13 protein-coding genes and 1 other RNA gene are annotated in these 12,868 nt (G+C 64.4%); 10 read left to right on the top strand and 4 right to left on the bottom strand.

Annotated elements, in window-relative coordinates:
• Positions 1-13 precede the first annotated feature (13 nt).
• A complete protein-coding gene (locus OEJ36_RS04390; RefSeq protein WP_021217870.1) occupies positions 14-436 on the top strand; it encodes a ClpXP protease specificity-enhancing factor in 423 nt (140 codons plus the stop codon).
• A gap of 48 nt (positions 437-484) precedes the next feature.
• Here the strand turns inward: OEJ36_RS04390 and OEJ36_RS04385 are convergent, their stop codons facing one another.
• The 4 genes from OEJ36_RS04385 to OEJ36_RS04370 are packed head-to-tail and all read right to left on the bottom strand — an operon-like array spanning position 485 to position 3,810.
• The gene (locus OEJ36_RS04385; RefSeq protein WP_263400525.1) at positions 485-1,015 is read right to left on the bottom strand and encodes a BON domain-containing protein; all 531 of its coding nucleotides are present in this window, start codon (positions 1,013-1,015) and stop codon (positions 485-487) included.
• A complete protein-coding gene (locus OEJ36_RS04380) occupies positions 1,012-1,605 on the bottom strand; it encodes a phosphoheptose isomerase (RefSeq protein ID WP_021217872.1) in 594 nt (197 codons plus the stop codon). The genes OEJ36_RS04385 and OEJ36_RS04380 overlap by 4 nt, the downstream gene beginning before the upstream one ends.
• Positions 1,606-1,633: 28 nt before the next feature.
• Positions 1,634-2,002: a YraN family protein gene (locus OEJ36_RS04375; RefSeq protein WP_263400524.1), complete on the bottom strand. Its 369-nt coding sequence runs from the start codon at positions 2,000-2,002 to the stop codon at positions 1,634-1,636.
• Positions 1,999-3,810 (bottom strand): penicillin-binding protein activator, encoded by a 1,812-nt coding sequence (locus tag OEJ36_RS04370; protein ID WP_263400523.1) that lies wholly within the window; start codon positions 3,808-3,810, stop codon positions 1,999-2,001. Before OEJ36_RS04370 ends, OEJ36_RS04375 begins: the two co-directional genes overlap by 4 nt.
• A gap of 152 nt (positions 3,811-3,962) precedes the next feature.
• On the opposite strand from OEJ36_RS04370, the gene rsmI reads away from it, so the two are divergent.
• The 9 genes from rsmI (at position 3,963) to mraY (ending at position 12,866) form a co-directional block, all read left to right on the top strand.
• Positions 3,963-4,805 carry a 16S rRNA (cytidine(1402)-2'-O)-methyltransferase gene (rsmI, locus tag OEJ36_RS04365; RefSeq protein ID WP_411860964.1) on the top strand — a complete coding sequence of 281 codons (843 nt, stop codon included), beginning with the start codon at positions 3,963-3,965 and terminating at the stop codon, positions 4,803-4,805.
• 40 nt (positions 4,806-4,845) lie between these two features.
• Positions 4,846-5,203: RNase P RNA component class A (gene rnpB / locus OEJ36_RS04360), an RNA gene on the top strand.
• 338 nt (positions 5,204-5,541) lie between these two features.
• Positions 5,542-5,997, top strand: coding sequence for a division/cell wall cluster transcriptional repressor MraZ (mraZ, locus tag OEJ36_RS04355; RefSeq protein WP_031287485.1), 456 nt, complete (start codon positions 5,542-5,544; stop codon positions 5,995-5,997).
• Positions 5,994-6,941: a 16S rRNA (cytosine(1402)-N(4))-methyltransferase RsmH gene (gene rsmH, locus OEJ36_RS04350; protein ID WP_263400521.1), complete on the top strand. Its 948-nt coding sequence runs from the start codon at positions 5,994-5,996 to the stop codon at positions 6,939-6,941. The genes mraZ and rsmH overlap by 4 nt, the downstream gene beginning before the upstream one ends.
• A complete protein-coding gene (gene ftsL / locus OEJ36_RS04345; RefSeq protein ID WP_021218780.1) occupies positions 6,938-7,231 on the top strand; it encodes a cell division protein FtsL in 294 nt (97 codons plus the stop codon). Before rsmH ends, ftsL begins: the two co-directional genes overlap by 4 nt.
• Complete coding sequence (locus OEJ36_RS04340; protein WP_021218779.1) at positions 7,228-8,961, top strand: peptidoglycan D,D-transpeptidase FtsI family protein; 1,734 nt, start codon at positions 7,228-7,230, stop codon at positions 8,959-8,961. Before ftsL ends, OEJ36_RS04340 begins: the two co-directional genes overlap by 4 nt.
• Positions 8,961-10,424 (top strand): UDP-N-acetylmuramoyl-L-alanyl-D-glutamate--2,6-diaminopimelate ligase, encoded by a 1,464-nt coding sequence (locus OEJ36_RS04335; RefSeq protein WP_263400520.1) that lies wholly within the window; start codon positions 8,961-8,963, stop codon positions 10,422-10,424. The genes OEJ36_RS04340 and OEJ36_RS04335 overlap by 1 nt, the downstream gene beginning before the upstream one ends.
• Complete coding sequence (locus OEJ36_RS04330; RefSeq protein WP_263400519.1) at positions 10,417-11,781, top strand: UDP-N-acetylmuramoyl-tripeptide--D-alanyl-D-alanine ligase; 1,365 nt, start codon at positions 10,417-10,419, stop codon at positions 11,779-11,781. The genes OEJ36_RS04335 and OEJ36_RS04330 overlap by 8 nt, the downstream gene beginning before the upstream one ends.
• Positions 11,782-11,783: 2 nt before the next feature.
• Complete coding sequence (gene mraY, locus OEJ36_RS04325) at positions 11,784-12,866, top strand: phospho-N-acetylmuramoyl-pentapeptide-transferase (protein ID WP_263400518.1); 1,083 nt, start codon at positions 11,784-11,786, stop codon at positions 12,864-12,866.
• Positions 12,867-12,868 lie beyond the last annotated feature (2 nt).

The raw sequence follows: 12,868 nt of genomic DNA, 5'->3' as shown, positions 1-12,868 counted from the left end.
TAAGGAGCCCTTGATGAACTCCAGTCGTCCCTATCTGGTCCGTGCGCTCTATGAGTGGATCGTCGACAACAACTGCACGCCGCATCTGCTGGTGAATGCCGAGTTCGCTGGCGTCCAGGTGCCGGCCGGCTACGCCAATGATGGCCAGATCGTGCTCAACGTCTCTCCCAGTGCGGTGCGTCACCTGCACATGGATAACGACGCGGTGAGCTTCGAGGGGCGTTTCGGTGGCGTTGCCCACAACCTCTACATTCCGGCTGCGGCGATCATGGCCATCTATGCCCGGGAGAACGGCCAGGGCATGGTCTTCGACCTGGAGCCTCCGGTGGTGGATGAGGACGACCAGGGGCCAGAAGATGACGGCCCGTCCGGCGGCGACCCGTCGAGCGGTTCTCCGCGACCCAGTGGGCGTCCCAGCCTCAAGGTTGTGAAGTAATAAAAAAGGCGATCCGGTTGGATCGCCTTTTTTGTGCGCGCTGTTCGGTCAGTTGGTGTATTCGAACAGCTTCACGATGCGTTGCACGCCGGAGACGCCCTGCACGACGCTGGTGGCTTTGGCGGCTTCCTGGCGGGTCACCAGGCCAAGCAGATAGACGATGCCGTTCTCGGTCACGACCTTGATCTGCGAGCTGGGGATCTGGCCGTCGGCCAGCAGCTGGGTGGTGATCTTGGTGGTGATGGTGCTGTCGTTCATCCGTGCCAGGGTGGAAGAGTTCTGGCCGACGTGCAGCTCGTTATGCACCTTCTTGACGCCCTGCGCGCTGCGCGCTGCCTGTTCGGCCTGGGACTTGAGGTTGTCGTTGGGAGTCTGGCCAGCCAGCAGCACGACGCCGTTGTAGCTGGTGACCACGATGTGCGAGTTGGTCTTCAGGTCGGGGTTTGCAGCGTCGATTTTGGCCCGCACCTTGGATGGCGTGGACTGGTCGTCGATGGTCTTGCCGATGGTGCGGCCGCCGCAGCCACCCAGAGCCAGGGTGATGGCGAGGCAGGCGAGGATCAGGGGGGAACGCGTCATTCTTCACTCCCAAACAATTGACGATCGATCAGGTCACAGAGGCAATGGATGGCTAGCAGGTGGACTTCCTGGATGCGCGCCGTGGACTTGGCGGGCACACGGATCTCGACATCTTCCGGCAGCAGCAGGGAGGCCATGCCGCCACCGTCGCGGCCGGTCAGAGCTACGACAATCATTTCGCGATCATGTGCGGCCTGGATGGCCTGAATGATGTTCGCCGAGTTACCGCTGGTGGAGATCGCCAGGAGGATGTCGCCCGGCTGGCCCAGGGCGCGGATCTGCTTGGAGAAGATCTCGTTGTAGCTGTAGTCGTTGGCGATGGAGGTGATGGTCGAGCTGTCGGTGGTCAATGCCAGTGCGGGCAGGCTCGGGCGCTCGCGTTCGAAACGGTTGAGCAGCTCGGAGGAGAAGTGCTGGGCGTCGCCGGCGGAGCCGCCGTTGCCGCATGCCAGGATCTTGCCCTCGTTGAGCAGTGCGTTGACCATCACCATGCTCGCGTGCTCGATGTGCGGGGCGAGCATTTCCATGGCCAGCAGCTTGGTGTCGATGCTGGCCTGGAAGAGCTGGCGGATTCGGGGTTGCATGTCCATCGGGTTGACCTTAAGTGGGAGCGACTGCTCAGGTATCAAAGGCGTTTTGCAGCCATGTCAGTCGCGGGGGTGAGTCGCCATCCATCGAGTTGATGGCGACCACGTCAAATCGGCACGGGTATCTGGCCCAGCGGGACTCCTTGAGGAGGAAGTGCTGGGCCGCGGTAATCAGCTTGGCGCGCTTGCGCGCATCGACGCTTTCCAGCGCTCCGCCCCAGGCGGCATGCCGCCGGTAGCGCACTTCGACGAATACTACTGTATCGCCGTCCAGCATGACCAGATCGAGCTCGCCACGAGGGCATCGCCAGTTGCTGGCCAGGAGGCGCAGGCCGTGCTTTTCGAGGTGGGAGCGAGCAAGAGCTTCCGCCGCTTGCCCGCTGGATTGTCGCTGGTTCAAGAATCGCTGTCGGGAAGTCGCAGGACCTGGCCGTCACGGAATTCGGCCCAGGGCAGTTGACGCTCGACACGCTGCGCGGGGTTGAGGCTGAGGCTGCCGGAGAGCCCATCAACGCGGCTTTCCGGGAGCGCCTTGAGCTGGTTCAGGCGGGGTGCCAGTCGATAGGCGTCCACGCCCATTGCGTAGAGGCGGCCCAGGCTGCCGCCTGCTTGCGGCCATTGGCGATCGACCTCCTGGCGCAGCGGGTCGTTGCTGTTCAGCAGCCAGGGGGTTTCGCAGAAGCGGATGCCGTTCAGGTCCAGGTACTGAGCCTGGTTGTTGCTGCCGGTGAACAGGTGGGAGGTCGCGTACACCGGTACGTCCCCCGCGTACTGGAAGGCCAGGGTCGGCTTGATCTGCTGGGCCTGCTGCGGGGTGGCGGCGAGGAAGATGAAGTCGACGTCCTGGCGGCGAGAGGGTTGGGCAGCAACCTGCGTGCCCAGCGTGCCTTGCAGGCGCTTGGCGCGCGATTCGCTCTGGCGCAGCTGGAACAGGTCGGCGATCTGCTGGGCGAGCTCGACCGGTTGGTCGACATGTTCAGCGGCGATCAGGCTGCCACCGGACTGCTCCCAGCTCTGGCGGAAGGCATTGAGTACGCGATCACCCCATTCGCCGCGAGGCACCAGTGCCACGGCGCGGCGCATGCCGTCACCCCAGGCGCGGCGAGCGACTTCGCGGGCTTCATCCTCGGCTGCGAGACCGAACTGGAAGAGTTGGGCGGGGCCTTCCTGGCCGGCGTCGCTGTAGTTCAGGGCCAGGGTGGTGATGGGCAGCTGTTCGCGGTCGCTCATCTGCTTGACCAGGGGCTTCTCCAGCGGGCCAACCACCAGTTGCACGCCGTCGGCCTGGGCCTGGCGATAGAAGTCGTCCAGGGAGCTGAGGTGCGAGCTGTCATACAGCTGGATGGCCGGAGGGTTCTGGCCGGCCTGCTGGGCCTGGTAGTGGGCGGCGAGGAAACCGTCGCGCAGGGCGCGGGCTACGGAGGCGAGAGGGCCTTCCTGGGGCAGGAGCAGGGCGATCTTGGTCAGGGGCTGATTGGCCAGCTCCTTCAGTTTCGCCAGTGGCGCGGGCAGTGCCTCGGCGGCCGGGTGCTGGGGGTGCTGGGTGCGCCAGGACTCGATGGCGGCCTGCTGTTGTTCCAGGGTGCCGGCGCCTTTGGTCACACGGGCCAGCTCCATCCAGCCCGCGAGGTCGGCGTCGCCGCCCGCCTGGAGCTGGTCAGCCGGCAGGTTGGAGACCAGCGTCCAGATGGCTTCATGGTTGGTCTTCTCGGCTTCGCCGTTGAGCAGCGGGGCGATGAATACGCGCTCACGGGCTGCAGCAAGGTTCTGGCCATCGGCTTCCAGGGCGCGGGCGCGAACCAACTGGGTGCGGGTCTGCTGTTCGACCGGCAGCTCACCCAGGCGCTCCAGGCTGGGGTGGCTCAGGGCCTTGAGTGCGCTTTTCGGCTGGTTGCGTGCCATGGCCAGTTCGGCGGCAAGCGTGCTGGCGAATACCTGCTGGGCGGGCTTGAGGCCGTCCAGCTGGACCTGCTCGAGAATGCGTGCCGAGCGGCCGATATCCTGCTGCTTGTAGGCCAGGTCGGCGGCGGAGAGGCGCAGCGAGGCCGCTTGTTCGGGCTTGCTGTCGTTCGCTTGCTGAAGCATCTGCTCGATGCTGGCCTGAGGCGTGCGGGGCAATTCGCCGAGGGTGGAGGTGGGCGAACTGCCGCAGGCGGCCAGCAGGCCGGCGAGGCAGAGTGCGGAAAGCGGGCGCAGGCAAGCGATCATTTAACGATCCCGGTACTCGATCAAAGAAGCGGGGGATTGTACCCAAGGCCCGCCCAGGGTGCGATGTTGGAGGTCAGAAACGGGCTACAATGCGCGCCTTTAAGTCAATTCCGAGGTGTCTTGTGACCGTTTCCCCAGGCTCTGCTGTCACCTTGGGCAAGCTGTATGTGGTGGCCACGCCGATCGGCAACCTCGACGACATCAGTGCCCGTGCCCTGCGGGTGCTGCGCGATGTGGCGCTTATCGCTGCCGAAGACACCCGTCATTCCGTTCGTCTGCTGCAGCATTTCGGTATCAATACGCCTTTGGCGGCTTGCCACGATCACAACGAGCGAGAAGAGGGCGGGCGTTTCCTGGCGCGCCTGCAGGCTGGCGAAGATGTGGCGCTGATCTCCGATGCGGGTACCCCGCTGATTTCCGACCCCGGCTATCACCTGGTGCGCCAGGTGCGGGCCGCCGGTATCACGGTGGTCCCGGTGCCCGGTCCCAGTGCGCTCATTGCTGCGCTTTCGGCGGCGGGGCTGCCATCCGATCGCTTCATCTTCGAAGGCTTTCTGCCTGCCAAGGCGGTGGGGCGTCGCTCCCGTCTGGAGCGGGTGAAGGAAGAGCCGCGTACCTTGATCTTCTACGAGGCGCCCCATCGTCTGCTCGAGTGCCTGGAAGATATGGTCACGGTCTTTGGTGAGGAGCGCCCGGCGGTTTTGGCGAGGGAGCTGACCAAGACCTTCGAAACGCTCAAGGGCTCCCCGCTCTCGGTGTTGCGTGACTGGGTGGCTGCCGATTCCAACCAGCAGCGGGGTGAATGTGTGCTACTGGTGGCCGGTTGGCAGGAGCCGGAGGGCGAGGATGCGATCAGCGGCGAGGCGCTGCGTGTGCTCGATCTGCTGTTGGGCGAACTCCCCTTGAAGCGAGCTGCGGCGCTGGCTGCGGAGATCACCGGGGTGCGCAAGAATCTGCTTTACCAGGCCGCTCTGGAGCGTCAAGGCGATTCTTGAGCTTGTTCTTATGCTGGCCTGCCGCTACCCTTGGCGGCGGAGAGTCGATCGGACAGTCGCTGTCTCATTTCGTTCGCGATTTTGAGAGGGAGGAAAGTCCGGGCTCCATAGGGCGGAGTGCCAGGTAACGCCTGGGAGGCGAAAGCCTACGGAAAGTGCCACAGAAAATAACCGCCTAAGCGCGCAAGCGCCGGTAAGGGTGAAAAGGTGCGGTAAGAGCGCACCGCACGACTGGCAACAGTTCGTGGCTAGGTAAACCCCACTCGGAGCAAGACCAAATAGGAATCCTTGGCGCGGCCCGCGTCGGATTCGGGTAGGTTGCTAAAGGCTGTCAGTGATGGCAGCCGTAGATGAATGACTGTCCACGACAGAACCCGGCTTACAGATCGACTCTCCACTTTTTCCCACTTCCGCTTCATTCCCCTTCTTTGCCCCACGTCCGAAATACCGAATTTGCACCACGTCTGAAATACCGAAAAAATCTTACTCTTGAGAAATTACTTTAAGTTCGCGCTCCAGCGTTCTGGTGTGCTTCATTTTTGTGCCTGAAATCCTCTGCAATATCTCTTCTTGCCCCTCCCAAAAGCTCGCTAAATCTCCGTCCTGTAAGGAATTTTCCGTCTTTGCCTGCCTTGACGGTGGGGCGCGCGCATTTCTATAGTGTGCGGAAGTGGTGCAAAGTGGGACGAAGTGGGATCAATTGGTACGGGAAGCCTAAAAAAGGGGAAGCGCAGCCGTGTTTCGCGGAGCAAATGCCATCAGTCTCGACGCCAAAGGGCGCATCGCGATGCCGAGTCGGTATCGGGATGAGCTTTTTTCGCGTTGTGATGGGCAGTTGATCGTCACGATCGACGCCGTGGACCGCTGCTTGACTCTTTATCCGCTGCCCGAGTGGGAGCTCATCGAAGCCAAGCTTCGCGAGCTGCCGTCCCTGCGTGAAGAAACCCGCCGTCTGCAACGCCTTCTGATCGGTAACGCCGTCGACCTCGAGTTGGACGGCAACGGTCGTTTCCTCGTCCCGCCGCGCTTGCGCGAGTACGCGGGCCTGGACAAGAAGGCAATGCTGGTCGGTCAGCTGAACAAGTTCCAGATCTGGGACGAAGACGCCTGGAACGCGATTTCCGACGCGGACCTCATGGCAATCAAACAACCCGGCGGCCTGCCGGACGAACTGCGTGACCTTATCCTGTGAGTACCGAAAGCAGCTTCCGCCATATCACCGTCCTGCTCGACGAGGCCGTAGAGAGTCTCGCCGTGCGTGCGGACGGCTGTTACCTGGACGGTACCTTCGGTCGCGGAGGGCACAGCCGGCTCATCCTCCAGCATCTCGGCGAGGAGGGGCGGCTACTCGGTTTCGATAAAGACCCCCAAGCCATAGCTACAGGGCAAGCGCTGGCGGCCGAAGACGGCCGCTTTGTCATTGTGCAACGCAGTTTTGCCGAGATGGCTGGCGAGCTGGCCGAGCGCAGCCTGTCGGGCAAGGTGGACGGCGTGCTGCTCGACCTTGGGGTGTCCTCCCCGCAGCTGGATGATGCCGAACGCGGTTTCAGCTTCCTCAACGACGGCCCCCTCGACATGCGCATGGACCCAACGCGCGGTGTCAGTGCGGCGCAGTGGATCGCCACCGCGCCCGAGGACGAGATCGCCCGTGTACTCAAGGAGTACGGCGAAGAGCGTTTTGCCAAGCGCATGGCGCGTGCCGTCGTACAGCGTCGCGTCGAGAAGCCCTTCGAGCGCACCTCTGAACTGGCTGCGGTCCTGACCGTCGCCAACCCCGCCTGGGAGAAGGGCAAGAATCCGGCTACCCGTGCTTTCCAGGGCATCCGCATTCATGTGAACAACGAGCTGGGCGATCTGGAGCGCGGCCTTGACGCTGCCTTGGAGAACCTCGCCATTGGCGGGCGCCTGGTGGTGATCAGCTTCCATTCCCTGGAAGACCGCATCGTCAAACTGTTCATGCGCAAGCATGCCAAGGGCGAAGCGGACAAGCTGCCGCGCAACCTGCCGATCCGTCCGCCGGCCTTCGAGCCGCGTTTGAAGCTGCTGGGCAAGCCGCAATTCGCCTCTGACGAAGAGCTCAAGGCCAACCCGCGCTCGCGCAGCGCGGTCATGCGTGTGGCGGAGAAGCTCAGATGAGCCGCCTCTATGCCAAGCCTCTGCCCGGCGGCAGCTTCCTGATGCTGCTGCTGTTCATCGCGGTGCTGGTTTCCGCGATTGGCGTGTCCTACAGCGCGCATTGGAACAGGCAGTTGCTTAACAAGCTTTATACCGAGCTCAGCGTGCGCGACAAGGCGCAGGCCGAGTGGGGGCGCCTGGTGCTCGAGCAGAGCACCTGGACGGCGCATAACCGCATCGAATCGCTGGCCAGCGAGCAATTGAAGATGCGCATCCCCGAGCCTGCGGAAATCCGCATGGTGGCGCCATGATCAAACTCGAGGGGGCGCTCTATCCCTGGCGCTTCCGGGTCGTCCTGGCGTTGCTCGCGTTGATGGTGGCGGCCATTTCCTGGCGCATCGTCGACCTGCATGTCATCGACCGCGACTTCCTCAAGGGGCAGGGTGACGCGCGCAGCGTGCGGCACATCCCGATCCCTGCGCACCGTGGCCTGATCACCGATCGCAACGGCGAGCCCCTGGCCGTCAGTACCCCGGTCACCACCCTCTGGACCAACCCCAAGGACCTGATGCCCGTGCGCGACCAGTGGCCGGTGATCGCCGCGACCCTGGGGCAGGATCCGAAGATCTTCGCCGAGCGCATCGATCAGAACGCCAATCGTGAGTTCCTTTACCTCGCTCGCGGCCTGACTCCGGAGCAGGGGCAAGCCATCCTCGCCCGCAAGCTGCCGGGGGTGTACGCCATCGAAGAGTTCCGCCGTTTCTACCCGGCCGGCGAAGTGACTGCCCATGTGGTTGGCTTCACCGACGTGGATGACCGTGGCCGTGAGGGCGTCGAACTGTCCTTCGACCAGTGGCTGGCGGGCGTGCCCGGCAAGCGCCAGGTGCTCAAGGATCGTCGTGGCCGCCTGATCAAGGACGTGCAGGTCAGCAAGAATGCCAAGCCGGGCAAGACCCTGGCCCTGTCCATCGACCTGCGCCTGCAGTACCTCGCCCACCGCGAGCTGCGTAACGCCCTGGTGGAAAACGGCGCCAAGGCGGGCAGCCTGGTGATCGTCGACGTCAAGACCGGTGAAGTGCTGGCGATGGCCAACCAGCCCACCTACAACCCGAACAACCGCCGCAACCTGCAGCCGGCCGCCATGCGCAACCGCGCCATGATCGATGTGTTCGAGCCCGGCTCCACCGTGAAGCCGTTCTCCATGTCCGCAGCACTGCAGAGCGGCCGCTGGAAGCCGGAAGACAAGGTCGAGGTCTACCCCGGCTCGCTGCAGATCGGTCGCTACACCATCAAGGACGTTTCCAAGACCGAGGGCCCGATCCTCGATCTGACGGGCATCCTGATCAACTCCAGCAACGTCGGCATGAGCAAGATCGCCTTCGATATCGGCGGCGAGACCATCTACGAAACCATGCGCCAGCTTGGTCTCGGCCAGGACACCGGCCTCGGCTTCCCCGGCGAGCGCGTCGGCAACCTGCCCAACCACCGCGAGTGGCGCAAGGCCGAGACCGCGACCCTGTCCTATGGCTATGGCCTGTCGGTCACGGCGATCCAGATGGTCCATGCCTACGCCACCCTGGCCAACCATGGGCAGGCGGTTCCGCTGTCCATGACCCGGGTCGATACCGTTCCGGTCGGCGCCCAGGTCATTCCCGACGAGGTCGCCAAGACCATGCAGGGCATGCTCCAGCAGGTGGTCGAAGCGCCGCGCGGCGTATTCCGCGCCCAGGTGCCTGGCTACCACGTTTCAGGCAAGAGCGGCACGGCGCGCAAGGCCACGGTCGGCGCCAAAGGCTACACCCAGAACGCCTACCGCTCGCTGTTCGCGGGCTTCGCTCCGTCCACCAACCCGCGTCTGGCGATGGTGGTGGTGATCGACGAGCCTAGCAAGGCCGGCTACTTCGGTGGCCTGGTCTCTGCACCCGTATTCGGCAGGGTCATGGCGGGCGCACTGCGCCTGATGAACATCGCCCCGGACAACCTGCCCACCGAGGAACAACAGACCGCAGCTGCGGCTACCGGCAAAGGAGGGCGTATCTGATGCCCATGCCACTGAATCAATTGTTGCCCCAGGCCGAAAGCGCCACCCTCATCCGTGAACTGACCCTGGACAGCCGCAAGGTGCGCCCGGGCGATCTGTTCCTGGCGGTACCGGGCATCCAGCAGGACGGCCGTGCCCACATCGCCGACGCCATCGCACGTGGCGCCACTGCCGTCGCCTATGAGTCCGAAGGGGCTGCGACCATCGACGCCAGCGGTGCCGAACTGGTCGCCATCAAGGGCCTGGCTGGGCAGCTTTCTGCCATTGCCGGACGCTTCTATGGCGAGCCCAGTCGTGGTCTCGACCTGGTCGGCGTTACCGGTACCAACGGCAAGACCAGCGTCAGCCAGTTGATCGCCCAGGCCCTCGACCTGCTCGGCGAACGCTGCGGCATCGTCGGCACCCTGGGTACCGGCTTCCATGGCGAACTGGAAAGCGGCCGCCACACCACGCCCGATCCCCTGGCGGTGCAGGCGACCCTGGCCAACCTCAAGCAGGCCGGTGCCCGCGCGGTGGCAATGGAAGTATCGTCTCACGGGCTGGAGCAGGGCCGTGTCGCCGCGCTCGCCTTCGATATCGCGGTGTTCACCAACCTGTCCCGCGACCATCTCGACTACCACGGCTCGATGGAAGCCTATGGCGCCGCCAAGGCCCGGCTGTTCGACTGGCCGCAACTGCGCTGCCGGGTCATCAACCTCGACGATGCGTTCGGCCGCGAACTGGCATCGCGCGAGCATAAGTCGCGCCTCATCGGCTACAGCCAGGAAGATGCATCGGCCTTCATCTATTGCCGTGAAGCCCACTTCGATGATGACGGCGTGCGTGCCAGCCTTGTGACGCCCCAGGGCGAAGGTTTGCTGCGCAGCCCGCTGCTGGGTCGCTTCAACCTGAGCAACCTGCTGGCGGTTGTCGGTGCCTTGCTGGGCATGGGCTACCCGCTGGATGAAATCCTCCGTGCGCTGCCTGGCCTGCAAGGGCCCGTCGGCCGCATGCAGCGCCTGGGTGGCGGCGACAAGCCGCTGGTGGTGGTGGATTACGCACACACGCCCGATGCGCTGGAAAAAGTCCTCGAAGCCTTGCGCCCCCATGCCCGTGGCCGCCTGCTGTGCCTGTTCGGCTGCGGTGGTGATCGCGATCGCGGCAAGCGCCCGCTGATGGCGGGCCTGGCCGAGCGCCTGGCTGACCATGTGCTGGTCACCGACGACAACCCGCGCAGCGAAGACCCTGCGCAGATCTTCGACGATATCCGCCCTGGTTTCGCTGACGCGGCCAAGGCCGATTTCGTGCATGGACGCGGTGCCGCCATTGCCCGCTTGATCGCCAATGCGGGGCGCGACGACGTCGTGCTGCTGGCGGGCAAAGGCCATGAGGACTACCAGGAAATCAACGGCGAACGCCTGCCGTTCTCCGATCTGCAGGAAGCCGAGGCCGCCCTGGGCGCCTGGGGGGCGAGCCATGCTTGAACCCATGCGCCTCTCCGCCCTGCAGACGCCTTTGCACGCCCGGCTGATCGGTGCTGACGCTGCATTCTCGGCAGTGACCACCGACAGCCGGCGCGTCGAGCCCGGCCAGCTGTTCATTGCGCTGGTCGGTCCGAACTTCGATGGGCACGACTACCTGGTGGACGTGGCCAGCAAGGGTGCTGTCGCGGCGCTCGTTCAGCGAGAGATTCCTGGCGCGCCCCTGCCGCAGCTGCTGGTCGGTGATACCCGTGTGGCGCTCGGCCAGCTCGGTGCGCTCAACCGTGACGCGTTCACCGGCAAGGTGGCGGCGGTGACCGGTTCCAGTGGCAAGACCACGGTCAAGGAGATGCTCGCCAGCATCCTGCGTACCCAGGGTCCGGTCCTGGCGACCCGTGGCAACCTGAACAACGACCTGGGCGCTCCGCTCACCCTGCTCGAACTGGCGCCGGAACACCGCAGTGCCGTGATCGAGCTGGGCGCCTCGCGAGTCGGCGAGATCGCCTACACCGTCGGCCTGACCCGGCCCCAGGTTGCCATCATCAACAACGCCGGTACCGCCCATGTCGGCGAGTTCGGCGGCCCGGAGAAAATCGTTCTAGCCAAGGGCGAGATCCTCGAAGGGCTGGCTGCCGATGGCGTTGCCGTGCTCAACCGCGATGACAAGGCCTTCGAAACCTGGCGCCAGCGCAATGGCTCTCGCCAGGTGCTGAGCTTTGGCCTCAAGGCCGAGGATGCCGACCTGCGCGCCGAATCCGTCGTCCGCGATGCCCGTGGCTGCATGGCCTTCACGCTCAAGGGCGTGGCCGGCGAAGCGAACATCCAGCTCAACCTGCTGGGCCTGCACAACGTCGCCAATGCCCTGGCCGCTGCTGCAGCTGCCCATGCCCTGGGCGTACCGCTGGTCGGTATCCGCGAGGGGCTGCAGAACCTGCAACCGGTCAAGGGCCGCACCGTAGCGCAGTTGGCGCCCAGCGGTATGCGCGTGATCGATGACAGCTACAACGCCAACCCGGCTTCGATGATCGCGGCCGTTGATATACTCGCCGGTTTTCCTGGACGTACCGTTCTGGTGCTCGGGGACATGGGCGAGCTGGGGGAATGGGCCGAACAGGGCCATCGCGATGTGGGTCTCCACGCGCGGGGCAAGGTCAGCGCGCTCTATGCAGTCGGTCCTCAGATGGCGCATGCCGTCGCCGCGTTCGGCGACGATGGGCGCCATTTCGCTGATCAGTCCAGCCTTATCCAGGCCCTGGTCGACGAGCAGGACGCCAACACAACAATTCTGATCAAAGGTTCTCGCAGCGCGGCGATGGAAAAGGTCGTCGCGGCCATCTGCGGAACGGGGGAGGCTCACTAATCATGCTGCTGCTGCTCGCTGAGTACCTGCAACAGTTCTACAAGGGGTTCGGGGTGTTCCAGTACCTGACCCTGCGCGGGATTCTCGGCGTCCTCACGGCGCTGTCGCTGTCGCTGTGCCTCGGACCCTGGATGATCCGCACCCTGCAGGTGCGCCAGATCGGCCAGGCCGTGCGCAACGATGGACCGCAATCGCACCTCTCCAAGTCCGGTACCCCGACCATGGGCGGTGCGTTGATCCTCACCGCCATCGGTATCAGCACGCTGCTCTGGGCCGACCTGTCCAACCGCTATGTCTGGGTGGTCCTCGGCGTGACCCTGCTGTTCGGCGCCATCGGCTGGGTGGACGACTACCGCAAGGTGATCGAGAAGAACTCCCGTGGCCTGCCGAGCCGCTGGAAGTACTTCTGGCAATCGGTGTTCGGCATCGGTGCGGCGGTCTTCCTTTATATGACCGCCACCAGCCCGGTGGAGACCACCCTGATCCTGCCGCTGATCAAGGACGTGGGCATTCCGCTGGGCGCAGGCTTCATCGTGCTGACCTACTTCGTGATCGTCGGCTCGAGCAACGCGGTGAACCTGACCGACGGCCTGGACGGCCTGGCGATCATGCCGACCGTGATGGTCGGCGGCGCGCTGGGGATCTTCTGCTACCTGTCGGGCAACATCAAATTCGCCGAATACCTGTTCATCCCCTACGTGCCGGGTGCGGGCGAGCTGATCGTGTTCTGCGCCGCCCTGGTGGGTGCCGGCCTCGGCTTCCTCTGGTTCAACACCTATCCGGCCCAGGTCTTCATGGGTGATGTCGGCGCCCTGGCGCTGGGCGCCGCCCTGGGCACCATCGCCGTGATCGTGCGCCAGGAAGTGGTGCTGTTCATCATGGGCGGCGTGTTCGTCATGGAGACCCTGTCCGTGATGATCCAGGTCGCCTCGTTCAAGCTGACCGGCCGTCGTGTATTCCGCATGGCCCCTATCCACCACCACTTCGAACTGAAAGGCTGGCCCGAGCCCCGCGTGATCGTGCGCTTCTGGATCATTACCGTGATCCTCGTGCTGATCGGCCTCGCCACCCTGAAGCTGCGTTGAGG

The sequence above is a fragment of the Pseudomonas sp. PDM13 genome (assembly GCF_025685765.1).
In the GTDB taxonomy this organism is placed as follows: domain Bacteria; phylum Pseudomonadota; class Gammaproteobacteria; order Pseudomonadales; family Pseudomonadaceae; genus Metapseudomonas; species Metapseudomonas solani.
Note: the sequence above shows the minus strand (reverse complement) of the source record. Positions and strands in the feature narration are given on the sequence as shown.